This is a genomic window from Streptoverticillium olivoreticuli subsp. olivoreticuli, from assembly GCF_003391135.1.
GTDB lineage: Bacteria > Actinomycetota > Actinomycetes > Streptomycetales > Streptomycetaceae > Streptomyces > Streptomyces blastmyceticus.
The window spans coordinates 5,930,985-5,952,283 of record NZ_CP031455.1; the positions used below are offsets into that span (position 1 = coordinate 5,930,985).

Below are 21,299 nucleotides of genomic sequence, written 5' to 3' on the forward strand. Positions count from 1 at the left end.
TGATCCGTCCCGGTCGGCGACGTGGCCGGGTTGTGCGCACCCGCATCCGTACGGGCGTCCGCCGAGCGGGCCGTGGGCACTATCCGGTGGCGTACCGCACATCGACGGACGCAGAGATGAGGATGAACACAAGCATGGGATCGAGACCTGCGCGAAGATTCTGGTCGCTGGTGCTGGCCGCGGCCGTCGGGCTCATATTCAGTTCCCAGTTCACGGCGTCGGCGACCGTGGCGGCGCCGAGGAGCGTCGGCGGATCGCCGCTGTACACCGCGCACGACGCGTCCGGCCGGGTGACGGTCACGGTGTTCAAGAACGTCAGCTCCGACTACCGGGAGATCTGGGACAACCAGGAGGTGACCGTCGGCGACGACGCCATGGTCGCCATCGGCGGCGGTGCCACCGCGGTCGAGTACCCCGCGGGCGCCCTGCTGACCGCGTCCTATCCGAACGATTCGCGTACGGGGTGGATCGTCAGCGCGAAGGACCACGCGATCGCGCAGTCCTACCAGCTCACGACCTACGTCATCGGGCTGAAGATCGCCGGCATGACCCGGGACGAGCTGAAGAACTACCTGGTCTACAACAGCGACGGACAGGCGTACGGTTCGACCCCTTCGGCCTCGTCGCACCTGAACTCCGACACCGACGTGCTGCTCGGCGGCGGGTTCCGGACCTACTGGAACGGGTGGGGTCAACTGGCCACCGGTTCCTACCCGTCGGGCCCGGTGGAGTGGACGGCCGGCTCGAAGGACCATTTGCACGCGTCCCCGGGAACCATCCAGACCTGGGCCATCGGCATCAAGCGGAATCTTCCGGTCGGCTGGATCGACACCTACCCGTCGTACCCGGTGCCTTCGGGGGTGTCGAACCACCCGTCGGCGTCGGCCCGCGTCCAGCCGGGGTATGTGATGACCGGCGGCGGTGGCCAGGTCAAATGCGCCGGCTGGGGCTGCGCGCTGTGGAGTCTGGAGCCATCGATCGACAACTCCGGGTATCAGTCCTTCACCGCGCGCGCCAAGGACCATGCCGAGGCCGCCACGGGTACCACCTGGGCGTGGACCATCGGGATCAGGCTCGTCTGACCTTGACGCTTCTCTGACGCCGACCCGCCGTGGCCGGAGCCTGGAGGGGGCGTAGCCTGTGGAGCAATTTAACGATCTTGAAAGCTAAGAGTGGGTGTACCGCATGAAGTTGGCACGTGTGTCCGCCGTCGTCGTGGCCGCCGCGATCGCTCCGGCGGTCCTGCTGTCCTCGCCGTCCTTCGCCGCCGGTGGTGCCGCCAAGTCGCCCGCCGCCGTGTCGACGGCGAAGCAGGGCGAGACCACCAAGGTCTCCGACATGTCGGACGACGACCTGCGGGTCGCGGTGCTGACGATCATGGGCAAGGGCGGCCGGGCCGTGAAGGACGCGGGCAACGCGGCGATGAACGGCACTGTCGCGGACCTGCGTCACTTCCTTGAGGTGGGTCAGTTCCGGGCTCGTGAGGAGGATGACCGCGTCGAGGCTTTGACGATCATGGGCAAGGGTGGTCGGGCTGTGAAGGACGCGGGCAGCCAGGCGCTGGACGGCACCCCCGCCGACGTACGCCGCTTCATCGAGGTGGGTCAGTTCCGGGCTCGTGAGGAGGACGACCGCGTCGAGGCCCTGACCATCATGGCCAAGGGCGGCAAGGCCGTGAAGGCGGCGGGCGACAAGGCGCTGAAGGGCACCGCCGCCGACGTACGTCACTTCATCGAGGTCGGCCAGTACGAGGCCCGCAAGCTCGACGAGCAGAAGAAGCCCACCGCCAAGAAGCGCTAGCCAGGGGCCCGGTCCGGCGCTAGCGCACGGCGGCGACCGGGGGCGCCTCGGTCGCCGCACGTGCCTGAAGGGCTTCCTGGGGGGCTTCTCGGGGAGCCCTTCTCGGCGTGCGCAGCCAGCGGGTGCGCGCCCCGAGGACGCCGAGGCCGAGGGCCACCAGGTGCCCGGCGTCGGCCAGTTCGTGGTTGACGATCCAGGCGACGGTGAGCGCCGCGGTGAGGGCCGGGAGCCCGTAGCGGCGGGCCCGGTGGCCGCCGAGGGCGAGCAGGCAGGCGGCGGTGGCCACCAGGCCGTAACTGATCCCGACGTCACGGGCCCTGGCCAGGACGCCCGGCAGGTGCGCGAGGTGCATCAGCCACATGGCGCCCTCGGTCAGCAGGGTCGCCACGAGGTGGCCCAGCAGGAACACACCGAACCCGCGCAGCGACCCCCACCGCCACTCCGCCAGCCCGAGCACCGCGGCCACGGCGGCGATCCCGAGCAGCACGGGCACACCGTCGACCACCAGCCCGCTGGTGAACAGCGTCCACCACTTCCCGACCTCCAGGTGGTGGACGTTGCTGCTGTTGTGCCGCACGAACCGCGCCTGCTCGCGCAGTGACTGGCTGGACATCCACGCGGCGGTGGTGACCAGCAGCGCGACGTACGCCGTCGTCGCGGGCAGCCGCCGGACGGCGCGCACCATGTTGTTCCCGACCATCAGGGAACTGTAGGCGAGACGCGTGTCATGCCGCGGTAAGGGCCGTCGGCAGTGCCGCTAGTACAGGGCCTCGCCCATCGGGGAGCTGTCGCCGACGATGTAGGCGCGGATCGACGCGAGGTACGCGGCGCGGCCCACCCGGCCGTCGCCGTCGGCGTCCAGCGCGTCGAACGCGGCGGCGGCGTTCCCGGGCGGGTTGTTCAGCGCGGTGCGCAGCGTGGTGAACTCGGCCTTGTCCAGGGCGCCGTCGCCGTCCGCGTCGACGAGGTCGAAGAGCGCGCCGAGCGCGAAGCGGCAGATGTTGTCGAACTTGTCGGCGCCCACCCACGCGTTGTACTCGTCGAAGGTCAGCTTCCCGTCGCCGTCCGCGTCCATCTCGTCCCAGGCCTTGAGGCCTGCCGCGCGGGCGGCGACGACAAGGGGGTCATCTTCCATGCGCTCCGTGGCCAGGACGGTCCGGTCGATGCGGGAGAGGTAGTCGTGCCGTGTGACGACCCGGTCCCCGTCGGCGTCCATCATGGCGAACACGCGCACTCTCGCGGCAGTGGCGGCTGTGGCAGTCGTACGGCTCACTCGGGTCTCCTCCTGGTCGGTTCGTGATCCCGCTCGACGAGGGGTCGTCCGACGCCTCCTACCCGGCGCGTCCCGGGTGCCAAGCGGGTCGCCGGGAGGGGGTGGGCGTGCGCGACAGTGCGCCGAGGCGGACACGCGCCGGTGGCGCGCTTCGAGACACTGGATCAGCCGATGCGGCCCCGGGGTAGGCAAGTGCCCATAAAAGAGCACAACTTGCTGGAGGGGAATGTGTTTCGAGGCCGCGGTACGACGGTGATGCTGGGATCCCTGGCCCTGGTGGTCTCGTCGCTGGTGTGGGCGCCGGCCGGTCGGGCCGGGACGGGCGAGTACGAGGCCGTCACCTGTGTGGGCAATGCCCACGGACGCTACGACCCGCCGCTCACCCTCCGGCCCCAGGAGACCCGCATCCACGCCGACGTGCGCTACACCTGCACCACTGCCCCCGGCCACACCGTCCCGGCGACAGGCTCCTTCGACGCCGTCGCGCCCACGGCGTCCTGCCTCTCGCTGTCCGGCGCCGGCGGTACCGAGACCATCCGCTACGAAGGCGGCGGCCGGTCGGTGATCGTCATCGACGGTGTCACCGCCCGCGCCGTGGGCTTGCTGGACGCCCAACAGTCGGGCCGGGTCACCGAGGGCCGCGGTGAAGGCCACTTCGTACGCCGGACCGTGACCTCGACACCCCGGCAATCGCCCACGGACTGCCTCGCCTCCGGCCTCCAGGGCACTTGGAGCGCGGTTCAGCTGGAGATCCTGCCGTAGCGCCGACCCGGCCACTCGGCGATCCGCCGCCTCTGATTGGCCCATGATCTTCGATGGGAAATGGACCTGCCCGATGGGCCGTTCCGCGCCATAGCCTCATGGGCATGACACACAAAGCCGACTTCTACTTCGACCCCATCTGCCCCTTCGCCTGGATCACCTCCCGCTGGATCCTCGAGGTGGAGCGCCACCGCGATCTCGATCTGCGGTTCCGCGTCATGAGCCTGTCCGTCCTCAACGAGGGCCGCGCCGACCTTCCCGAGCGGTACCAGCGGCTGTTCGACGTGGGCTGGGGGCCGGTGCGGGTGTGCATCGCCGCGGCGCGCGAGCACGGGGAGCACGTACTGCGCGATCTGTACACCGCCCTCGGCACGCGCATCCACGACGCCGACCGCGAGGTCTCCGACGCCCTCATCCGGGAGGCGCTGGCCGAGGCCGGCCTTCCGGAGGCGCTGGCCGACGCGGCGCACACCACGGAGTACGACGAGGAACTGCGCAAGAGCCACCACGAGGGCATGGACCCGGTCGGCGAGGACGTCGGCACCCCCACCTTGCACGTCGACGGTGTCGCGTTCTTCGGCCCGGTCCTGAACGCGATACCGCGCGGAGAGGAAGCCGCCCGGATCTTCGACGGCGTACGACTGCTGGCCGGCAACCCGCACTTCTTCGAGCTCAAGCGCACTCGCACGGGCGGTCTGGACTTCAGCTGACGCACTCACGGTCCCACCGCGAAGGGGGCGTCTTGGGGGCCGGAGCGCACCTCTGCTCAGTGGCGCGGCTCCGCTGAACAGAACGCGTCCGCACCCGGCCGCTCACCCCGTACCAGGAACTTCGTCACCGCCCGGTCCCCGCACGCGTTCCCGTTGTCCAGATACACCCCGTGTCCACCCGCGTCCACCGTCACCATCCGAGCCCGCTCCCCGAACGCGGCGCGCATCTTGAGTGCCCCCCTGTACGGCGTCGACGGGTCGCGCAGGTTCTGGATCATGAGGACGTTGGACGGGCCGTTCGGTGTGATGCGGGTCGGCTTGTCGGCCGAGGGCGTCTTCCAGAAGGCGCAGGGGAGGATGCCCGCCGGCATGCCCGCCGTGAGGGGGTGGCGGGCGCGGTCGGTGGCGACGGCGCGGGCGTACGAGGGGATCGAGCGCGGCCAGGTGCCGACGTCGTTGCACACGACACCGGCGAAGACGGCCGCGTCGGACTGCGACAGGGGCTGGGGCGCCGGGTCTGCGACGGTCAGCGGGCCGGTCCCCGTGCGGGCGGCGCGGATCAGGTCGGCGAGGCGGGGGAAATCCGCGTCGGAGTAGAGGCTGTTCTGCATGACCTGCCGCAGGAGGTTGCCGGTCAGCTCGTGCCCGGTGTCGGCGAACTCGCGCGGCTCGCGGTCCAGCCCGGCCGCCAGCGCGAGGAACATCGGCCGCACGTCCGCCGCCTTCGCGGCCAGCCGCTGATCGCCGCGCGCCGGGTCGGCCGCCCACTCGGCGAAGTCGGGGAAGCGGTCGTCGGCGGCGCCCGACATGTTCGCGAGCCAGCCGCGCTCCACCCGCTCCGGGTCGGGGTCGCCGCTGCTGTCGAGCACCCAACGGTCGGTGTGCTGCGGGAACTTCTGCGCGTACACGGCACCCACGTACGTACCGTACGAAACGCCCAAGGCCGACAGCTTCTCCTCGCCCAGCGCCTGCCGGAAGCGGTCGAGGTCGCGGACCTCGTTGGCCGTGGAGAGGCTGCGTACGAGCGCGCCGCCGTTGCGGGCGCACGCGTCGGCGACCCGGCGCGCGCGGGCGACGTTGGCGCTGATGTCGCCGTCGGGCCCGGGCCAGGGGCGGAGGTTGACCGGCCGCCGGTCGTCGTCGGAGATGCCGCAGTCGGCCTGGGTGCTGCCGCCGACGCCGCGCGGGTCGAGCCCGACGATGTCGTACGCGCCGCCGGTCTCCTTGCGCAGCTGCGCACCCCTGCGGGCCACCTCCTCCCGCCCGGAGCCGCCCGGTCCGCCGGGTATCAGCAGCAGCGTGCCGCGCCGGGCCTCCGGGTGGTCGCTGCGCAGCCGGGACACGGCGATGTCGACAGTCGGCCCGCCGGGACGGCTGTAGTCCAACGGCATGGGAAGGACGGCGCACTCGCGCCCGTCCTTCTCCGCGCAGGGCTGCCAGGTGAGCCGCGGCGCCTTCGCGGTGGGCGTGGCGGCGTGGGTGGGAGCGGTCAGAGTGGCGGCGCAGGCGGCGGCGGAGAGGGTGGTCAGGAGGGCTTTACGTGTCAACGGTCGCATGGGGTAAGGGTGATGCGGGCGGGGCCCGCCTGCCCATCCGGCCAGCCGTTCCTTGAAGGGTGGGGATAACCCCCTCCTTTCAGGCCTGCCCGGCTTCGCGGAGCCCCGGGGCTGTGCCCGCGGGCCACCTCTCGAACCATCGCTGATCCGCTTCGAGTTGCGCCGCCAGTGAGATCAGCAGCGGCTCGCTCGACTCCGGTCCGAGCAGCTGCGCGCCCATCGGCAGGCCCTCGTCCGTGAGGCCCGCCGGTACGCTGATCCCCGGCCACCCCAGCACGTTCCACGGCCACGCGTACGGGCACGCGCCGATCATCGCCTCGTCCGTGTGCCGGGTGGAGAGGCCGTCCAGTGCGCCGATCCGCAGGGGCGGTACGGCCGTTGTCGGCGTCAGGAGCACGTCGAAGCGCCCGAAGAGCTCGCCGACCCGGCGGCGCAGCGGGCCCTCCGCCGCCCGCGCGGCCCGCAGGAGGGGGCCGCCGAGCAGCCGCCCGTTCCGCGCGTTCGCGTTCGTACGGGGGTCGAGGAGCGTCCGGTCGGGGGCCCGCTCCGCCCAGTCGCGGATCCCGGCCATCGAGCGCGGTACGAAGGTGAGCCCGATCGGTCCGTAGCGCGGCTCCGCCTCGACCACCTCGTGGCCCAGCGCCGCCAGCCGCTCGGCGATCCGCAGGGTCGCGGACCGTACGGCCGGGTCCAGCCACTGCCGGGCCACGGCGTACGCGGGCCGGAAGGACAGCGCGATCCGCAGCCGCCGCGGTTCCCGGCCCGCCGCCGCGAGCAGGTCGACGGCGGGCGGCCGGTGCAGGTCGCCGCGGTGCGAACCGCTCACCACGTGCAGCAGCAGCGCCGCGTCCGCGACCGTACGGGCCAGCGGGCCGTGACAGGTGATGCCGTGGAAGGACTCCGGCTCCGGCCAGGTCGAGACGCGCCCGCGCTGCGGTTTGATGCCGACGAGGTGCGACCAGGCCGCGGGGATGCGCAGCGAACCGGCGCCGTCCGAGCCGAGCGCGGCCGGCACCAGGCCCGCGGCGACCGCCGCCGCTGCCCCGCCCGACGACCCGCCGGGTGTGTGCTCGTGGCTCCACGGGTTGCGGGTGGCGCCGAAGGCGGGGCCCTCCGTGACGGGGAACTGTCCCAGTTCCGGGGTGTTCGTCTTGCCCACGATCACCGCGCCCGCGGCCCGCAGCCTGCGGACGGCCTCGCTGTCCGCGGGCCGTGGCGGGAAGTCGCCCGCGCAGCCGAACGCGGTCGGCTCCCCGGCCACGTCCATGTCGTCCTTCACCGCCAGCGGCACGCCGAGGAGGGGCGCCCGGTGCCCCGCCGCGAGCCTCCGGTCCGCGGCGTCGGCCTCGGCCAGTGCGGCCTCGGCCCGCACCCGCCGGAAGGCGTTCAGTACGGGCTGCGTCTCCTCGATGCGTCGCAGTGCTTCTTCCACGAGCGTCCGCGAGGTCACGTCCCCCGCTGCGAGCGCCCGCGCCTGTTCGCCGAGTCCGGCGGCTGTGCGGTCCATCGTGTGTTCCCCTTCCCCCGTTCGAACACACGCTAGTAGTGCGCGAGTTGTCCGGAACAGTCACCCGAAGGCCAGAGGCGGGGAGGCCGGCTACGGCGCCAGAATGTCCAGTTCCGCCATCGCGCCCGCCGTGATCTCGCGGGTGAGGGCCTCCGCGCGGACGGAGTCGTGTTCGCGTACGGCCTCCGCCACGCGTACGTGCAGGGTGACCGCCGCCGGGTCGGGGTCGGTGAACATGACCTCGTGCTGCGTGCGGCCCGTGAGGACCTCGGCGACGACGTCGCCCAGGCGGGCGAACATCTCGTTGCCCGAGGCGCGCAGGATCACGCGGTGGAAGGCGATGTCGTGCACCAGATAGCCGGCCAGCTGCTGGCCGCGCGAGGTGGCGACCATGCCGAGGGCGTGCTCGGTGAGCTCGGCGCACTGCGCGGGGGTGGCGAGGCGGGCGGCGAGCCCGGCGGCTACGGGTTCCACGGCGGAGCGGAGCACGGTGAGCGAGCGGAGCTGGCGCGGCCGGTCGGCGCCGGCGAGGCGCCAGCGGATGACCCGCGGGTCGTAGACGTTCCACTCCTCGGTGGGGAGCACGGTCACGCCGACGCGGCGCCGCGAGGTGACCAGCCGCATGGACTCCAGGACGCGGACGGCCTCGCGGACGACCGTGCGCGAGACGGCGAACCGCTCCTCCAGCTCGTCGGTGCGCAGCACCGTGCCCGGTGCGTACTCGCCTGCCGTGATCGCGGGCCCGAGGGATTCCAGCACGCGCGCGTGCAGCCCCTGCCCCTGGTTTTCCATGGGGTCAGCCTACGGTTTCCGGGGACCGGCAATTAAGTATGACTTTTAGGTCACAGGGGCTTGAATACGTCGTACCAATGAGCTTGAGTGAGCCGCATCGCCGACGACGTCGAGGTCGGACGTCGAGGTCAATGGAGACAGCGAGGTAGCGATGCAGGCCCCCCACGCCCCCCACGTCGTGGCCGTCATGGGAGTGTCCGGTACGGGCAAGACCACGATCGGCCCCCTGGTGGCGGACGCCCTCGGTGTCCCCTACGCCGAGGGGGACGACTTCCACCCGCCGGCCAACATCGCCAAGATGTCGTCCGGCACCCCGCTGGACGACGCCGACCGCGCCCCCTGGCTGGACGCCGTCGGCGCCTGGGCGCACAGCCGCGCCGGGCTGGGCGGGGTCGTCAGCTGCTCCGCCCTCAAGCGCGCCTACCGCGACCGGCTGCGCGCGGCCGCCCCCGGCATCGTCTTCCTCCACCTCACCGGCGACCGCGCGCTGATCGCCGAGCGGATGGCCGCCCGCAAGGGCCACTTCATGACGGGCCGGCTCCTGGACTCGCAGTTCGCGACCCTCGAACCGCTCGAAGCGGACGAGGCGGGCGTCGCCGTGGACGTCGCGCCCGGCCCCGAGGCCGTCGCCGAGCGCGCGACCGCCGCACTGCGGAAGCTCTGACCCTTTCCCTCCCCCCTTAGGAAGCCCCGTGAGCACTCTCAGCGTCGAGATGCTGGCCGCGGCCCCCGCCGGACCGATCACTTCGGCGGGTCACGCACAGCTCGGGATCGCCGTCCTCGTCGGCATCGCCGTCATCGTCCTCCTCATCACCCGCCTGAAGCTGCACGCCTTTCTGGCCCTGACCATCGGCTCGCTGGTGCTCGGCGCCGTCGCGGGCGCCCCGATGGACAAGGTCATCACCAGCTTCACCACCGGACTCGGCGCGACCGTCGCGGGCGTCGGCGTCCTGATCGCGCTCGGCGCGATACTGGGCAAGCTGCTCGCCGACTCGGGCGGCGCCGACCAGATCGTGGACACGATCCTCGCCCGCGCGAGCAACCGGACCATGCCCTGGGCGATGGTGCTGATCGCGGGCATCATCGGGCTGCCGCTCTTCTTCGAGGTCGGGATCGTGCTGCTGATCCCGGTGGTGCTGCTGGTCGCCAAGCGCGGCAACTTCTCCCTCATGCGCATCGGCATCCCCGCGCTGGCCGGGCTCTCCGTGATGCACGGCCTGGTGCCGCCGCACCCCGGCCCGCTCGCCGCCATCGACGCCATCGGCGCCAACCTGGGCGTGACCCTGGCGCTCGGCGTGCTCGTCGCCGTGCCGACCGCCGTGATCGCGGGGCCGCTCTTCTCCCGTATCGCCGCCCGCTGGGTGGACATCGCCCCGCCCGAGAAGCTCATCCCGCAGCGCCCCTCGGAGGAGCTGGAGCGCCGCCCCGGCTTCGCCGCCACGGTGGGAACGGTGCTGCTGCCCGTCGTGCTGATGCTCGCCAAGGCGCTCGTCGACATCGTCGTCGACGACCCCAAGGACCACGTCCAGCGCGTCACCGACGTCATAGGCTCCCCGCTGATCGCCCTCCTCGCCGCCGTGCTCGTGGGCCTCTTCACCCTCGGCCGCGCCGCCGGCTTCGGCCGCGACCGGCTCGCCACGACCGTCGAGAAGTCGCTGATCCCGATCGCGGGCATCCTGCTGATCGTCGGCGCGGGCGGCGGCTTCAAGCAGACCCTGATCGACGTCGGCGTCGGCCGCATGATCCTCGACATCTCGCAGAACTGGTCCGTCCCCGCACTGCTGTTGGCCTGGCTGATCGCCGTCGGCATCCGCCTCGCGACGGGCTCGGCGACGGTCGCCACGATCTCCGCGGCGGGCCTGGTGACCCCCCTCGCCGCCGACATGAGCACCTCCCACGCGGCGCTCCTGGTACTGGCCGTGGGCGCGGGCTCGCTCTTCTTCAGCCATGTGAACGACGCGGGCTTCTGGATGGTGAAGGAGTACTTCGGCATGGACGTCGGCCAGACGATCAAGACGTGGTCGTTGATGGAGACGGTGATCTCGGTGGTGTCGCTGGGGTTCGTGCTGCTGCTGTCGCTGGTGTTGTAGGCCCTTTGGGTGCGCCCCAGTTGGTCCCGAGCCCCGCGCTCCCGATCTCCTCAGTAGGATGGCCGAGCACCGATGAAGGAGCGCATGCTATGACACCCACGGCGCGGGAACGGCCGCAGATGTACGTGGCGGACTTCGAAGAGCTTTCCCTCCGGGCACCGGAGACCGTGACCCTCGAATTTCTCTACGGAAAGATCGGAGCGAAGCCGGTGCCCGATGGCGATCATAGCCAGATCATCATGTGGCTCATCCGGCAATGTATTCAGCAGCGGCCTGATCTGAACCTCTTCCCCGAGCAAGGACTGAAGGTCGAAACCTACCGTCACGGCCGGGTCAAGCCGGATGGCGTTCTGGCCCCCGAAGAGCACTTCACCGGCCAGGGAGAGTATGCCGACCCGGACGGCGTGCTGATGACGTTGGAGATCACCTCCTGGGACCGGGACACCGACCAGCGCGACCGGAAGGAAAAGCCCCGCGCCTACGCCGAGAGCGGTATCCCCGTGTACCTGCTGGTCGACAGGGAGCAATGCACGGTGACGGTGTTCTCCCAGCCTGAGAATGGCCGGTACAGCAACACCCACATTGCCGACTTCGGGAACACCGTCGCGCTTCCGGGCCTTGGCATTTCCCTGGCGACCGAACGGCTGAAGAACTACGTCCGCTGACCTCGAGAACCCTCCGTTGTGTCGCTGGTGTTGCAGGGCGCGCCCTAATCGGTCCCGAGCCCCGCACTCTTGATCTCGTCGACGAACGAGCTCCATGCTGCCGGCGTGAGCGAGAGTGCGGGACCGTCGGGCCTTTTGCTGTCGCCGCACGCCACGGGCCCGGCCGCCCCTCAGTACGGCCCAGGCCACGAGCCCGGCCGCCGCGGCCGCCGTGCCGCCAAGGGCAAACGACGCCTTCGGGGTTCGGCATCCGCCTCGCGACGGGCTCGGCGACGGTCGCCACGATCTCCGCGGCGGGCCTGGTGACCCCCCTCGCCGCCGACATGAGCACCTCCCACGCGGCGCTCCTGGTACTGGCCGTGGGCGCGGGCTCGCTCTTCTTCAGCCATGTGAACGACGCGGGCTTCTGGATGGTGAAGGAGTACTTCGTAAGAGTTCGTACAGCAGCAACGGGGAAACGTGCGTCGAGGTCGCCGACGACCTCCCCGGCATCGTCCCTGTACGGGACAGCAAGAACCCCACTGGACCGGCCCTGGCAATCCCGTCCGGCGCCTGGTCCTCGTTCATCACCGCAGTGAGTGCCGACACCCTCACCGCATAGGGACGGTCCAGGACGAGCAGCCCGCCCTGTCCACCTGACCGAGCGACCGGCCCGACGCTAGGCTGCCCGGCATGACGACCTACGCGACGTGGCGCGACGCCGTGGCCGACGCCGAGCGGCAGCTCGGACACACCCTCCCCGTCCTCATCGACCGCACCGTGACCGCGATCGGCGACGCCCTCCCCCTGGATCACCGGGGTGCCTTCTACAACGAGCTGGCGACTCTGGGCGAGGGCGGGATGTTCGAAGCGTTCCTCGACAACTGGTGGACCCAGGCCACCGTCTCTGCCGCCACCGACGATGGCCGGGAACGCGCCATCGACGTCGCCGACCTCGCCGTCACCCTGTGGGCCCTGCACACTCGCAGCAGCGAACGAGACTTGACCAACGACCAGGTCGAAGCCCTGCTGAACGATGCCGAGGATGCCGCATGACCTACACGGTCATCTGGACCCCGCGCGCGACGGCAGGGTTCCGTGAGCTCAAGGCCCGCGACGGCAGCGACGCACTCAAGCCCGTAAAGACGGCCGTCAACGCACTCGCCCACGACCCGCAGCCCGCTGGGGTCAGCCGCCTCGGGCCGATCTATCGGCTGCGCGTCGGCCCGTACCGCGTCACCTACAAGATCGACGGACAGCGCGTCTCCATCGACGTCATCACCGTCGGCCGCATCCCCGGCTGAGTGCGTCCTCGCCGGTCCGTTGAAGCACGGTGACACGACACGCCCGGCAGCATCACGCTGTGACCACTTGGGCCATCTCCGAACTCGGTCCACACGACCGGCAAGCCGTGGCGGACGCCGGCAGCCTGGCCGACAGCATCTTGGGACGTGGCATGTTCACTGTCGAACAAGTCCTTGACGACCTCCGCGACGGCGCCCTGCTCTTCCTGACCGCATACGCGGGGAAGCCTCCTGTTCCGGTGGGCGTGGCGACCGCGCGTGTGCTGGACGACGACGGCTACCGCGACTTCATCGCCCCTATGCCATCCGGCACCCTCCCCGCCGCTCCACCCTCAGCCGACGGCCGCCGGATCGGCCGGCTGAACTCCTTGGCCGTGACCGCGCCGATGCGCGGACGTGGCCTTGGTCGTGCCCTTACCGCACACCGCACCGAGTGGCTGGGAGAGCGGTGCACCGAGGCGTACACGATTTCCTGGCTGCACAACCAGGAGGGTCGCAGTGAAGGCCTGTTCAGGGCCCTCGGCTGGCAGCCGGTCGCCATCCTCCACGACTACTGGCTGCAGGCCACAACGACCGGCGACCAGTCCTGCCCCCAGTGCGGTCGCCCCTGTCACTGCCCTGGCCTGCTGCTGCGCCTGCCCATCCCTTGTCCTACATGTTGAGCAGTGACATCACCTCGTGGACCGCCCTTGCCACAGGGACCCCGATCTCCCCGACCCGCCGGGCGATCGCGGAAATGCTCCAGAGCGCCTGGTGCAGGGTTCCCGGATCGGTGTTGTCGCCGGCCCGGACTATGTCCAGAGACTCGTCCAGAACGTGGCGGTTTTCGGCCGAGACCCGGACCCTCAGCGCCTGGACCGCACTGATCAAGGCGTCCTGTCGATCGTGATACTGATTCTGGATCTTGCCGGTGTTGTGGTGCCCTTCCACGGTGAACTTGTCTCCGAACACCTTGTCGCCGTGGACGTTGTCGCCGTTGCCGGTCAATTTTCCCTCCTCTTTCCCACGTTGTGTTTGCCGAACACGTTGAACTTGTCACCGGAGACCTTGTCTCCGAATACCTTGTCGCCGAGGTGGTTGTTGACCGTGGTGTGGTAAAGGGCGAGTGGGTTGTTGATCGCCTTCGCGACCTCGCCGACGATCTCGCGCATCTTCTGTTCCTTTGTGCTGGCGAGCACGGCAAGAGGGCTTCCCGACGTCTCGATGAAGACCGCATGGCGCGTCTTCGCCAGCAGCACCCGGAGCAGCTGGATGGTGAAGATGGCGATCAGCCCCAGCGCAAGGAGCCGTAGGGCACGCCTGGCGGTTTCCTTGTCCGCAAGAGGCCAGGGGGTGTTATCGATCGCGGCGGTCGCAGCAACCATCACGAGTGCCAGGACCAGCATGGACACCAGGAAGCGACCTACGGCTGCCGCGCGCCTGGGAGCGTATGTGACCGTCATCGCCCGGGCGATGTTCTGCACGGGGTAAGCCGCACTGCCGACCCAGAGAATCCGATCGCGGATGCTCACGTTGATGACCTTGCGTTTGGCCATGGCTGATCCCCCGTGCCGGACGTGAGCGGAGCCCACTGTCGTAGACAAGAATCCTCACGAACTAATGTGAGAACAAGGGGAATTGGGGGGCGTAATCAGTTGCCGCACGCCCCCCTTCCCGGTTCATGGGCGTAGCCGTGGCTACGACGGAGTGTGCAGATAACCGATCAACCCGACCCTGGCGACGGACCCGGTGCGGGAACGGCGATGGGCGCGGTCCGACGGATCGCCGGTCCCCGGGCAGTTGCCCGGGCTGGTGGACTGGGTCGGCAGGGCTCGCGAGGGGCTGGAGGCGACCGACGCGAAATATCCGTTCGTGCTGTACGGAACGGACTGGCCGGCCTTCGCCCACCTGGTCATCGCGATCGCCTTCTACGGCCCCTACCGCGACCCGGTCCGCAATATCCGGGTCATCGAATTCGGAATGATCGCGTGCGTCGCCATCGTCCCGCTGGCCCTGATCTGCGGGCCGATCCGGGGAATCCCCTTCTACTGGCAGCTGATCGACATGTCGTTCGGACTCTTCGGGGTGATCCCGTTGCTGATCGTCCGGCGCATGATCAAGCGGCTGGAGGCGTACGAACTCGCGGCGTAGCAGCGTCCGCTTTGACGATTGGACCGGCTAGGCCGCGGCCGTGTTGAAAGACAGTGTTTGCCTGTGATGGAAGTGTGGAGCCGCCAAGAGGGCGGGATTCTCGGCAACAAACGTCGCTGAAGGCTCGTCCCTCACCAGGTCCATCCAGTCCCACACTGTGAAGTCATGCCGCACATAGACAACCTTCTGCGGCCCCTTCGTATCCACTGAGAAGTGGACGCCCGTGATCACGCCGTCCCTGGAGCTGACCAGTACGACATCCCGGTTCGCCTCGGCTATGAAGCGCATGACTTCATGAGCGGGCTCGTCGTGGCCGGCGACGGCCAGGATGTGCTGATCGGCTGCGTTCTCCAGTGGAAGGCGGGACAGGAACTGGGAGAAGTCGACGAGATGTTCCATCAGCGCGGCGACGACTTCCTCCCTCGACTCGTTGAACCCCTGCGCAGGAGTGGAGCGGAACGAGAAACTCAGACCGTTCGCCAGGAGATAGTCGATCTGTGTCATCTCGTGTCGAGTCGGGTAAAGGGCGCCGTCGTCAAGACCGTGCTGGTGGAGCCAGGCATTCACCTCGCTCCACAGCCAGGCATGTGCCCGGCCCACGGTGCCTTCCGGCTGGGGAAAGGGCTCTTTGTCGGCGAGGCGTGCGCCGGTCGCCCACTGATGAACGTTCTGACGCGAACGGCCTGTTCGCTCGGCGATCTCTTGCACCCCGACCAGATCGCGGTCCAGTCGCAGCAGTCGCAGCCCGGGAATCAGGTCGCGGGCGATGTGGGCCACGGAGAGCGCGGCCTCGACGGCATTGTCCCCATAGGAAGAGACGCTGAGGAGGTTTTGACCGCCGGCCCGGGCGAGCATTGCGTCCAGTTCATCTGTGAGGCGGTTGACTGCTGTGTCGTCGTCGACAGTCGCTCCGTCCACGACGAACGTGAACTCATACTCCATATGAATGCCCCCTGTGTTGGTGGCTAGAGTGCCTGAGCTGTTGGCAACCGTCAACAGTAAGGTCTCCCATATTGGGGCAAATTGCAAGCCTGTGAGTGGGATATCACTCGCGAGGCCTCCCTGTCAGACTCCTGTTCGGGGCGTCTGGCGGAAGAGGGCATCGCCGTGCCATGCGAGCGATCCGTCTGGCGAGATTGCCCTCGTTCCGCGGTGTCCCTGCAACCGGAATCGTTGTGCACGCGTTGTCGCACGGGCAGTGCAAGCGGGCGCCGTGCCCTTCTTTGCGGAGGGTCCAGCCGCCCTCTTTCAGCAGCTCCTCGACGACCTTGCGCACGTCCTTGGATTGGATGCTCGACGCATCCAGGGGTTTGCCGACCATCAACTCACCCCCGAACGGCAAGAGGGGTCAACCGGCCAGAAGTTGGCGAGCCGTGCTGGAAGCCGGAGCTCGCCAACGATCGCAAGAGGTATGCGGCTATGGTTGTCAGATGACACTGAGGGGGATTCTCCTCCGATGCCGGCCTCGATGCGGGACCGGCCACTCCCCGAGGCGCGTTGCTATTCGTGCCGGACGTGTCGCTCTCTGGCACTGTTCGGACCAAGATACTCCCAACTGCGGTCGTGCGCCCGGATCTACCGGATCAAGTGACCGAACCCGGGTGGTCGACCTGCCGAGCTGCCGTTGCGTGTCCATACAACTCCACGTCATGGTCGCCCTGTTCGGCGCTTTCGCGCGGTGCACGCGCAAGTGCGGCCGGACCCTGTACAGGGCCCGGCCGCAAGCGAAAGCGGAGGATCAGTGGTTCGTGCCCGACCACCAGATCGCCTGGCTGCCGTCGTAGATCACGACGTTGCCGTCGTCCTGGACGGCCAGGCGGGAGCCCGGGTGGCCCCAGGTGTGGGAGTGCCATACCGCGCGGCCGGAGCGGGTGTAGACGACGAAGTTGCCGTCCGTCTGGAACTGGGCCGTCCAGCCCTGGCCGACGGTGTTGGAGTTCCAGCGGGCGCGGCCGAACTCGTCGTAGATGACGAGGTTGCCGTCGGTCTGCATGACCAGCGTGGCCGTGTCGGAACTCACGGACTCGCCGCGACCCAGGGCGAACGGCGCGTTGTATACCTGGCTCGCTCTGATGGCCGCGCTCGCCGGCTGTCTAGCGGCGTCGGAGGAGGCGTGGTCCGTAGGGGCCGCGCTCGCCTGCCCGGCGAGTGTCATGGCGGCGAGTGCTGAGGTTGCGAGAAGTGTGGCGACTTTCTTCTTCACCAGAGAACTCCTTGCGTCAGGTGGTACCTCGGTGCGGCGCCCGGCAGGGCACCGCACCGGGACTCTGTCAGCAAGGCCGTGGCGGAAGGATCCACCGTGCACGGCTATGACGTGTTCGCGGCACTGTTTGACCGGAAAACGACCGGAAGATGCGGAAGCTCTCCCTCAGGCGCCCCTCTCAGACGCGGCAGGCCGGGTGTCCCCAGCCCTTCTCCAGCTTGGTGATGTCCTCCCCCGCCGCGTACGGCGTCCCGCACGGGCAGCGGCCGGAGAACTTCGCCTTGATGGTGCGGGTGCCGCCCCGGGGCGCCGACTTCGGGCCGGTGGACTTCTTCGCCGTACGCGCCGGGGTGCTGCGGGCCGGTGCCGGTACGGGCATGGTCTCGGCGCCCAGCGCCGTGCCGGCCGGCTGCTGGGTCGCGGCGGCGTCGCTGGCCGCCTGGTCCGCGATCGCGTTGAGGTGATCGCCGTCCTCGCGGTGCGCCGGGACGTAGCGGAACTCCACCTCCCGGCCGGTCAGCAACTCGTCGATGCGCTCGACCAGTTCACGGTTGGCGACCGGCTTGCCGCCCGAGGTCTTCCAGCCGTTGCGCTTCCAGCCGGGCAGCCACTGGGTGACCGCCTTCATGGCGTACTGCGAATCCATGCGCACCTCCAGGGGCGTCCCCGGCGGGACGGTCTCCAGGAGGTCCTTCAGGGCGGTCAGCTCCGCCACGTTGTTGGTGGCCTTGCCCAGCGGCCCGGCGGCCCAGCGTTCGGGCCGCCCGTGCGGATCGGCGATGACCCAGGCCCATGCGGCAGGCCCGGGGTTCCCCTTCGACGCGCCGTCGCAGGCGGCAATGATGCGGTCAGACATCCCCCGATCATGCCAGTGGAGGCGCAGGGGACGAAAAAGGGAGGAGCTCACACACCGGACGGCCGGGAGTGCGGTGCCGCTCCGGGGAACGCCCGGCGGTACTCCGTCGGGGACACCCCCACGTGGCGCGTGAAGTGGTGCCGCAGATTGTTCGCCGTGCCGAGGCCGCTGAGTTCGCCGACCCTCTCGACCGGCAGGTCGGTGGCCTCCAGCAGGCCCTGCGCCCGTCCGATGCGCTGGTTGAGCAGCCACTGCACCGGGGTCGTGCCGGTGGCGGCCTGGATCCGCCGGTAGAAGGTGCGGGGGCTCATCGCCGCCCGCCGGGCCAGGTCGTCGACCGTGAGCGGCTGGTCGAGGCGCTGGAGCGCCCACTCCAGTACGGGGCCCAGGCCCTCGTCGTCGGCAGTGGGCACCGACAGGTCGATGAACTGGGCCTGCCCGCCCGGCCGGTGGGCGGGGACCACCATGCGGCGGGCCAGCTGATTGGCGACGTGCGAGCCCAGGTCGCGGCGCACGAGGTGCAGGCACAGATCGAGGCCCGCCGTCAGGCCCGCGCTCGTCAGGACGTCGCCGTCGTCCACGTACAGCACGGAGTCGTCGACCCGCACCTTCGGATAGCGCTCCGCGAGCTGGGCGGTGTGCATCCAGTGGGCCGTCGCGCGGCGGCCGTCGAGCAGCCCGGCTTCGGCGAGCGCGAACGCCCCGGTGCACAGGGAGACCATCCGGGCGCCCGCCTCGTGCGCCCGGCGCAGGGCACTGATCAGCTTCGGCGGCAGGGGCATGCCGTCCTCCACGCAGGCGTCCGGGACGGAGGGCACGATGACCGTGTCGGCGTCGGCGAGGTCGTCCAGGCCGTAGGGGGTCCGCAGCGAGAGCCCGGCCGGGGAACCGTCCCGGGGCCCCGTCCCCGCTTCGTCCGCGCACAGCCGGAGGTCGTACCAGGTGTCCACCAGGTCGGGCTGCGGCTTGCCGAAGAGCGTGCACGGGATGCTCAGTTCGTACAGGTCCCAGGAGGGCACATCGACGTCTTGCGTCACGACGACCGCGACGGAGCCAGCGTTCATGCCCGGAGCGTATGGCAGGAATTTGGTGACGGCAGTCATCCCTGTCACTGTCCCGGCCCGTCGCGCTCCACGAAAGTGGTCCGTACGTGGTCGACACGCGAACAAGCGCCTGTTGACGGATATGTACGGGCATCAAGGAGAAACAGCAATGAACCGCGAACGCGAGGCCGTGACTGTCGTCGGACTGGGCTCGATGGGCTCGGCACTGGCCGCCGCGCTCCTGGAGCAGGGGCACCCCACCACCGTGTGGAACCGCTCGCCGCGGAAGGCCGACGCCCTGGTCGCCCGGGGCGCGCGGCGCGCGGAGTCCGTCGCCGAGGCGGTTGCCGCGAGCCCGCTCACGATCGTGTGCGTACTGGACTACGGGGTCATGCACGAGCTCCTCGACCCCGTGGCCGGCACCCTGGCGGGCCGGACCCTGGTCAACCTCACGTCGGGCTCCCCGGAACAGGCCCACGAGACCGCCGCATGGGCCCGCGGGCACGGTGCCGACTACCTCGACGGCGCGATCATGACCACGCCGCCGGGCGTCGGCAGCCCCGAGATGATGTTCTTCTACAGCGGCTCATCGGAGGTCGTCGAGGCCCACAGGCCCGCCCTGTCCGCTCTCGGCGACCCGCTGCACCTGGGCACCGACCCGGGGCTCGCCTCCCTCTACGACGCCGCCCTGCTCGGCCTGATGTGGGCCACCCTGACCGGCTGGCTGCACGGCACCGCTCTCGTCACGGCGGAGAACACCGAGGCGACGGCCTTCACTCCCGTCGCCATTCGCTGGCTCACCGCCGTGACCGGCTTCATGGCGACCTACGCGCCGCAGGTGGACGCCGGGCGCTACCCGGGCGACGACGCGACGGTCGATGTGCAGATCGCGGCGATCGACCACCTGCTGCACGCGGCCCAGGCGCGTGGTGTTGACACCGCGCTGCCCGCTCTCCTGAAGTCCTTCATGGAGCGCGCCAAGGGCGCCGGGCACGGCTCCGACAGCTACGGGAGCGTCATCGAGGTCCTGAGGGGCTCGTCGGACGGGAAGTGACCGCCGGCGCGGGGGAGCAGCGCCGCCACATACTCCCGCACGTCCGCCGGGTCGTCCGTGGCCAGGCCGACATAGCCGTCCGGGCGGATCACGAACAGCCCCGGTCCGTACGCCGACTTGGCGTGGCCGCTCGTGTCCAGCAGGTCCGCCTCCGGGCCCCCGACGCGGCAGGTGCGCAGCCACTCGGCGGACGGCAGGTCGGCGCCCTGCTCCGTGAGGTCCAGCAGGGTGAAGTGCGGGCCCCGGAAGACGTCGAAGAGGCGGACGGGTTCGACCGCGCGGTCGTGGCAGGGGGCGTCCGGCGCGCGGTCGCCCGCGCGGAGGCCGTCCTCGGGTACGTGGCGGCGGCGCTCCTGGGCGAGGGGGCTCTCGCGGTAGGAGATGTTCAGCTGGAGGGTCTCGGAGCCGCGGGGCGAGAGGCCGGAGCCTGCGGCCCGGTCCGCCGCGTTCTGACGGGTGGACAGGCTGAGCACGCCGGCCGCCACGGGCACCCGCTCGGTGTCGTAGGAGTCGAGCACGGCGTCGGGTGCGCCGTGCCGCAGCACGGCACCCAGCTTCCAGCCGAGGTTGTACGCGTCCTGCACACCGGTGTTGAGGCCCTGGCCGCCCGCCGGGGCGTGGATGTGGGCGGCGTCCCCGGCGAGGAGGACCCGGCCCGTGCGGAACCGCTCCGCCATGGCGGCGTTGGCCCGGAACGCGGAGGACCAGCGGACCTCGCCCACCCGCAGCCCCTTCAGCCCGGTGCGCTCGGCGAGGAGGCGGGCCAGGGCCTCGGGCGTGGCGTCGCGCTCGGGGTCCGGCTCGTGGGCGGTGTCGTCGAACCCGGCGATGAGCTGGAACGTCTCCACATTCTCCAGCGGCCGCAGGGCGATCATCCCGCCCGGCGCCGTGGGCCACATGTGCCAGTGGTCGCGGTCGATCCCGTCCAGCATGAAGTCGGCGAGGAGCACCGGACGCGCGTCGACGGGGGTGCGGGTGAAGGGCGTGCCCAGCGTCCTGCGGACGGTGCTGCGGCTGCCGTCGGTGCCGACCAGATACCGCGCCCGCACGCTTTCGGCGGAGCCGTCGGTGTGCCGCAGGGTTGCCGTGACGCCGTCCTCGTCCTGGGTGAAGCCGGTGAGCTCGGCGTTGAACTCCACCCGGCCGCCCAGCTCTTCGAGCCGGGCGTAGAGCAGCTCCACCGTGCGCCACTGGGGGAGCATCAGGGTCTCGGGATACGGCACGGCGGGCGTCGGCTCGCCCCGCTCGACGAGATCCCAGGTGCGCAGGCGCTCGGCGCCCTCCCAGGTCTGCACCGGCGGGCACGGCCCGGCCTCCGCCAGGAACGCGGGCGCGAGGCCCAGATCGTCGAGCACCTCCAGCGTGCGCGGCTGGATGCCCGTGCCCCGCGAGCCCGGGAAGCCGCGCCCGGCGCGCTCGACGATCCGGTGGCGGACGCCCCGGCGGGCGAGATCGGCGGCGAGGACGAGACCGGTCGGGCCCGCACCGGCGATCAGCACCTCGGTGTCGGAGGACGTGGATGCGGACGTGGACGTGGTCGTGATGGTGTCCATCGAGGACCCCCCTTAACAACGT

General features: G+C 70.2%; 26 protein-coding genes and 1 pseudogene. 14 read left to right on the forward strand and 13 right to left on the reverse strand.

Going from position 1 to position 21,299, the window contains the following annotated elements; genetic code table 11:
• Window positions 1-134: 134 nt before the first annotated feature.
• Together DXZ73_RS26360 and DXZ73_RS26365 are read left to right on the forward strand one after the other, a co-directional pair.
• A complete protein-coding gene (locus tag DXZ73_RS26360; protein WP_162890341.1) occupies window positions 135-1,082 on the forward strand; it encodes a hypothetical protein in 948 nt (315 codons plus the stop codon).
• A gap of 103 nt (window positions 1,083-1,185) precedes the next feature.
• On the forward strand, window positions 1,186-1,800 hold the full coding sequence (locus DXZ73_RS26365) for an ALF repeat-containing protein (protein WP_116213531.1): 615 nt from the start codon (window positions 1,186-1,188) through the stop codon (window positions 1,798-1,800).
• Between the two features lie 19 nt (window positions 1,801-1,819).
• Here DXZ73_RS26365 and DXZ73_RS26370 read toward each other — a convergent pair whose 3' ends face one another.
• Both DXZ73_RS26370 and DXZ73_RS26375 read right to left on the reverse strand, forming a co-directional pair.
• On the reverse strand, window positions 1,820-2,500 hold the full coding sequence (locus DXZ73_RS26370; RefSeq protein ID WP_240351498.1) for a rhomboid-like protein: 681 nt from the start codon (window positions 2,498-2,500) through the stop codon (window positions 1,820-1,822).
• A 57-nt stretch (window positions 2,501-2,557) separates the two neighbouring features.
• Window positions 2,558-3,073 (reverse strand): EF-hand domain-containing protein, encoded by a 516-nt coding sequence (locus DXZ73_RS26375; RefSeq protein WP_116213532.1) that lies wholly within the window; start codon window positions 3,071-3,073, stop codon window positions 2,558-2,560.
• 252 nt (window positions 3,074-3,325) lie between these two features.
• Between DXZ73_RS26375 and DXZ73_RS26380 the strand changes: the two genes are divergently transcribed.
• Window positions 3,326-3,835, forward strand: a complete 510-nt coding sequence (locus DXZ73_RS26380; protein WP_162890342.1) for a hypothetical protein — start codon at window positions 3,326-3,328, stop codon at window positions 3,833-3,835.
• A 104-nt stretch (window positions 3,836-3,939) separates the two neighbouring features.
• On the forward strand, window positions 3,940-4,545 hold the full coding sequence (locus DXZ73_RS26385) for a disulfide bond formation protein DsbA (RefSeq protein WP_116215865.1): 606 nt from the start codon (window positions 3,940-3,942) through the stop codon (window positions 4,543-4,545).
• Between the two features lie 56 nt (window positions 4,546-4,601).
• Here the strand turns inward: DXZ73_RS26385 and DXZ73_RS26390 are convergent, their stop codons facing one another.
• The 3 genes from DXZ73_RS26390 to DXZ73_RS26400 form a co-directional block, all read right to left on the reverse strand.
• Entirely contained in the window at window positions 4,602-6,101 is a 1,500-nt protein-coding gene (locus DXZ73_RS26390) for an alpha/beta hydrolase (protein ID WP_116213534.1), read from the reverse strand.
• Window positions 6,102-6,180: 79 nt separating this feature from the next.
• Complete coding sequence (locus tag DXZ73_RS26395; RefSeq protein WP_116213535.1) at window positions 6,181-7,608, reverse strand: amidase; 1,428 nt, start codon at window positions 7,606-7,608, stop codon at window positions 6,181-6,183.
• A 90-nt stretch (window positions 7,609-7,698) separates the two neighbouring features.
• A complete protein-coding gene (locus tag DXZ73_RS26400) occupies window positions 7,699-8,400 on the reverse strand; it encodes a FadR/GntR family transcriptional regulator (protein WP_116213536.1) in 702 nt (233 codons plus the stop codon).
• Between the two features lie 151 nt (window positions 8,401-8,551).
• On the opposite strand from DXZ73_RS26400, the gene DXZ73_RS26405 reads away from it, so the two are divergent.
• The 3 genes from DXZ73_RS26405 (at window position 8,552) to DXZ73_RS26415 (ending at window position 11,155) form a co-directional block, all read left to right on the forward strand.
• Entirely contained in the window at window positions 8,552-9,064 is a 513-nt protein-coding gene (locus tag DXZ73_RS26405) for a gluconokinase (protein WP_116213537.1), read from the forward strand.
• A 28-nt stretch (window positions 9,065-9,092) separates the two neighbouring features.
• The gene (locus DXZ73_RS26410) at window positions 9,093-10,490 is read left to right on the forward strand and encodes a GntP family permease (RefSeq protein ID WP_116213538.1); all 1,398 of its coding nucleotides are present in this window, start codon (window positions 9,093-9,095) and stop codon (window positions 10,488-10,490) included.
• Window positions 10,491-10,579: 89 nt separating this feature from the next.
• The gene (locus tag DXZ73_RS26415; protein ID WP_116213539.1) at window positions 10,580-11,155 is read left to right on the forward strand and encodes a Uma2 family endonuclease; all 576 of its coding nucleotides are present in this window, start codon (window positions 10,580-10,582) and stop codon (window positions 11,153-11,155) included.
• A gap of 44 nt (window positions 11,156-11,199) precedes the next feature.
• Here the strand turns inward: DXZ73_RS26415 and DXZ73_RS40135 are convergent, their stop codons facing one another.
• A complete protein-coding gene (locus DXZ73_RS40135) occupies window positions 11,200-11,310 on the reverse strand; it encodes a DUF397 domain-containing protein (protein ID WP_116213540.1) in 111 nt (36 codons plus the stop codon).
• 93 nt (window positions 11,311-11,403) lie between these two features.
• On the opposite strand from DXZ73_RS40135, the pseudogene DXZ73_RS26425 reads away from it, so the two are divergent.
• The 5 genes and pseudogenes from DXZ73_RS26425 to DXZ73_RS26445 all read left to right on the forward strand — a co-directional run.
• Window positions 11,404-11,583 (forward strand): annotated as a pseudogene (locus tag DXZ73_RS26425) (gluconate transporter); the annotation flags it as partial.
• Window positions 11,562-11,756, forward strand: a complete 195-nt coding sequence (locus DXZ73_RS26430) for a DUF397 domain-containing protein (RefSeq protein WP_116215866.1) — start codon at window positions 11,562-11,564, stop codon at window positions 11,754-11,756. The pseudogene DXZ73_RS26425 and the gene DXZ73_RS26430, both read left to right, overlap by 22 nt.
• A 71-nt stretch (window positions 11,757-11,827) precedes the next feature.
• Entirely contained in the window at window positions 11,828-12,190 is a 363-nt protein-coding gene (locus DXZ73_RS26435; protein WP_116213541.1) for a hypothetical protein, read from the forward strand.
• Window positions 12,187-12,438, forward strand: coding sequence for a type II toxin-antitoxin system RelE family toxin (locus DXZ73_RS26440; RefSeq protein ID WP_116213542.1), 252 nt, complete (start codon window positions 12,187-12,189; stop codon window positions 12,436-12,438). Before DXZ73_RS26435 ends, DXZ73_RS26440 begins: the two co-directional genes overlap by 4 nt.
• Before the next feature lie 59 nt (window positions 12,439-12,497).
• Window positions 12,498-13,100: a GNAT family N-acetyltransferase gene (locus DXZ73_RS26445; RefSeq protein WP_162890343.1), complete on the forward strand. Its 603-nt coding sequence runs from the start codon at window positions 12,498-12,500 to the stop codon at window positions 13,098-13,100.
• On the opposite strand, the gene DXZ73_RS26450 is transcribed toward DXZ73_RS26445, so the two are convergent.
• Together DXZ73_RS26450 and DXZ73_RS26455 are read right to left on the reverse strand one after the other, a co-directional pair.
• Window positions 13,090-13,425, reverse strand: a complete 336-nt coding sequence (locus tag DXZ73_RS26450) for a hypothetical protein (protein ID WP_116213544.1) — start codon at window positions 13,423-13,425, stop codon at window positions 13,090-13,092. The genes DXZ73_RS26445 and DXZ73_RS26450 overlap by 11 nt on opposite strands.
• A complete protein-coding gene (locus DXZ73_RS26455) occupies window positions 13,422-13,973 on the reverse strand; it encodes a DUF6232 family protein (protein ID WP_116213545.1) in 552 nt (183 codons plus the stop codon). The genes DXZ73_RS26450 and DXZ73_RS26455 overlap by 4 nt, the downstream gene beginning before the upstream one ends.
• A gap of 166 nt (window positions 13,974-14,139) precedes the next feature.
• Between DXZ73_RS26455 and DXZ73_RS26460 the strand changes: the two genes are divergently transcribed.
• On the forward strand, window positions 14,140-14,568 hold the full coding sequence (locus tag DXZ73_RS26460) for a hypothetical protein (RefSeq protein WP_425315923.1): 429 nt from the start codon (window positions 14,140-14,142) through the stop codon (window positions 14,566-14,568).
• Window positions 14,569-14,595: 27 nt separating this feature from the next.
• Here DXZ73_RS26460 and DXZ73_RS26465 read toward each other — a convergent pair whose 3' ends face one another.
• The 4 genes from DXZ73_RS26465 to DXZ73_RS26485 all read right to left on the reverse strand — a co-directional run bounded on the left by DXZ73_RS26465 (window position 14,596) and on the right by DXZ73_RS26485 (window position 18,691).
• On the reverse strand, window positions 14,596-15,510 hold the full coding sequence (locus DXZ73_RS26465) for a helix-turn-helix transcriptional regulator (protein WP_116213546.1): 915 nt from the start codon (window positions 15,508-15,510) through the stop codon (window positions 14,596-14,598).
• Between the two features lie 796 nt (window positions 15,511-16,306).
• Window positions 16,307-16,588, reverse strand: coding sequence for a hypothetical protein (locus DXZ73_RS26475; RefSeq protein WP_162890344.1), 282 nt, complete (start codon window positions 16,586-16,588; stop codon window positions 16,307-16,309).
• A gap of 361 nt (window positions 16,589-16,949) precedes the next feature.
• On the reverse strand, window positions 16,950-17,627 hold the full coding sequence (locus tag DXZ73_RS26480; RefSeq protein WP_116213548.1) for a ribonuclease H family protein: 678 nt from the start codon (window positions 17,625-17,627) through the stop codon (window positions 16,950-16,952).
• A 47-nt stretch (window positions 17,628-17,674) separates the two neighbouring features.
• Window positions 17,675-18,691, reverse strand: a complete 1,017-nt coding sequence (locus DXZ73_RS26485) for a GlxA family transcriptional regulator (protein WP_116213549.1) — start codon at window positions 18,689-18,691, stop codon at window positions 17,675-17,677.
• Window positions 18,692-18,839: 148 nt separating this feature from the next.
• Here DXZ73_RS26485 and DXZ73_RS26490 point away from each other — a divergent pair, with 148 nt between their 5' ends.
• Entirely contained in the window at window positions 18,840-19,724 is an 885-nt protein-coding gene (locus tag DXZ73_RS26490; protein ID WP_116213550.1) for an NAD(P)-dependent oxidoreductase, read from the forward strand.
• On the opposite strand, the gene DXZ73_RS26495 is transcribed toward DXZ73_RS26490, so the two are convergent.
• A complete protein-coding gene (locus DXZ73_RS26495; protein WP_116213551.1) occupies window positions 19,676-21,277 on the reverse strand; it encodes an FAD-dependent monooxygenase in 1,602 nt (533 codons plus the stop codon). The two genes, DXZ73_RS26490 and DXZ73_RS26495, sit on opposite strands and share 49 nt — an antisense overlap.
• Window positions 21,278-21,299: the final 22 nt, after the last annotated feature.

Excerpts from the sequence above, each read along its gene's own strand:
- DXZ73_RS26495 (WP_116213551.1), bottom strand. The coding sequence starts at position 21,277 with ATGGACACCATCACGACCACGTCCACGTCCGCATCCACGTCCTCCGAC.
- DXZ73_RS26360 (WP_162890341.1), top strand. The coding sequence starts at position 135 with ATGGGATCGAGACCTGCGCGAAGATTCTGGTCGCTGGTGCTGGCCGCG.
- DXZ73_RS26480 (WP_116213548.1), bottom strand. The coding sequence starts at position 17,627 with ATGTCTGACCGCATCATTGCCGCCTGCGACGGCGCGTCGAAGGGGAAC.
- DXZ73_RS26485 (WP_116213549.1), bottom strand. The coding sequence starts at position 18,691 with ATGAACGCTGGCTCCGTCGCGGTCGTCGTGACGCAAGACGTCGATGTG.
- DXZ73_RS26385 (WP_116215865.1), top strand. The coding sequence starts at position 3,940 with ATGACACACAAAGCCGACTTCTACTTCGACCCCATCTGCCCCTTCGCC.
- DXZ73_RS26435 (WP_116213541.1), top strand. The coding sequence starts at position 11,828 with ATGACGACCTACGCGACGTGGCGCGACGCCGTGGCCGACGCCGAGCGG.
- DXZ73_RS26465 (WP_116213546.1), bottom strand. The coding sequence starts at position 15,510 with ATGGAGTATGAGTTCACGTTCGTCGTGGACGGAGCGACTGTCGACGAC.
- DXZ73_RS26405 (WP_116213537.1), top strand. The coding sequence starts at position 8,552 with ATGCAGGCCCCCCACGCCCCCCACGTCGTGGCCGTCATGGGAGTGTCC.
- DXZ73_RS26395 (WP_116213535.1), bottom strand. The coding sequence starts at position 7,608 with ATGGACCGCACAGCCGCCGGACTCGGCGAACAGGCGCGGGCGCTCGCA.
- DXZ73_RS26415 (WP_116213539.1), top strand. The coding sequence starts at position 10,580 with ATGACACCCACGGCGCGGGAACGGCCGCAGATGTACGTGGCGGACTTC.
- DXZ73_RS26390 (WP_116213534.1), bottom strand. The coding sequence starts at position 6,101 with ATGCGACCGTTGACACGTAAAGCCCTCCTGACCACCCTCTCCGCCGCC.
- DXZ73_RS26370 (WP_240351498.1), bottom strand. The coding sequence starts at position 2,500 with ATGGTCGGGAACAACATGGTGCGCGCCGTCCGGCGGCTGCCCGCGACG.
- DXZ73_RS26490 (WP_116213550.1), top strand. The coding sequence starts at position 18,840 with ATGAACCGCGAACGCGAGGCCGTGACTGTCGTCGGACTGGGCTCGATG.
- DXZ73_RS26365 (WP_116213531.1), top strand. The coding sequence starts at position 1,186 with ATGAAGTTGGCACGTGTGTCCGCCGTCGTCGTGGCCGCCGCGATCGCT.
- DXZ73_RS26400 (WP_116213536.1), bottom strand. The coding sequence starts at position 8,400 with ATGGAAAACCAGGGGCAGGGGCTGCACGCGCGCGTGCTGGAATCCCTC.
- DXZ73_RS26455 (WP_116213545.1), bottom strand. The coding sequence starts at position 13,973 with ATGGCCAAACGCAAGGTCATCAACGTGAGCATCCGCGATCGGATTCTC.
- DXZ73_RS26440 (WP_116213542.1), top strand. The coding sequence starts at position 12,187 with ATGACCTACACGGTCATCTGGACCCCGCGCGCGACGGCAGGGTTCCGT.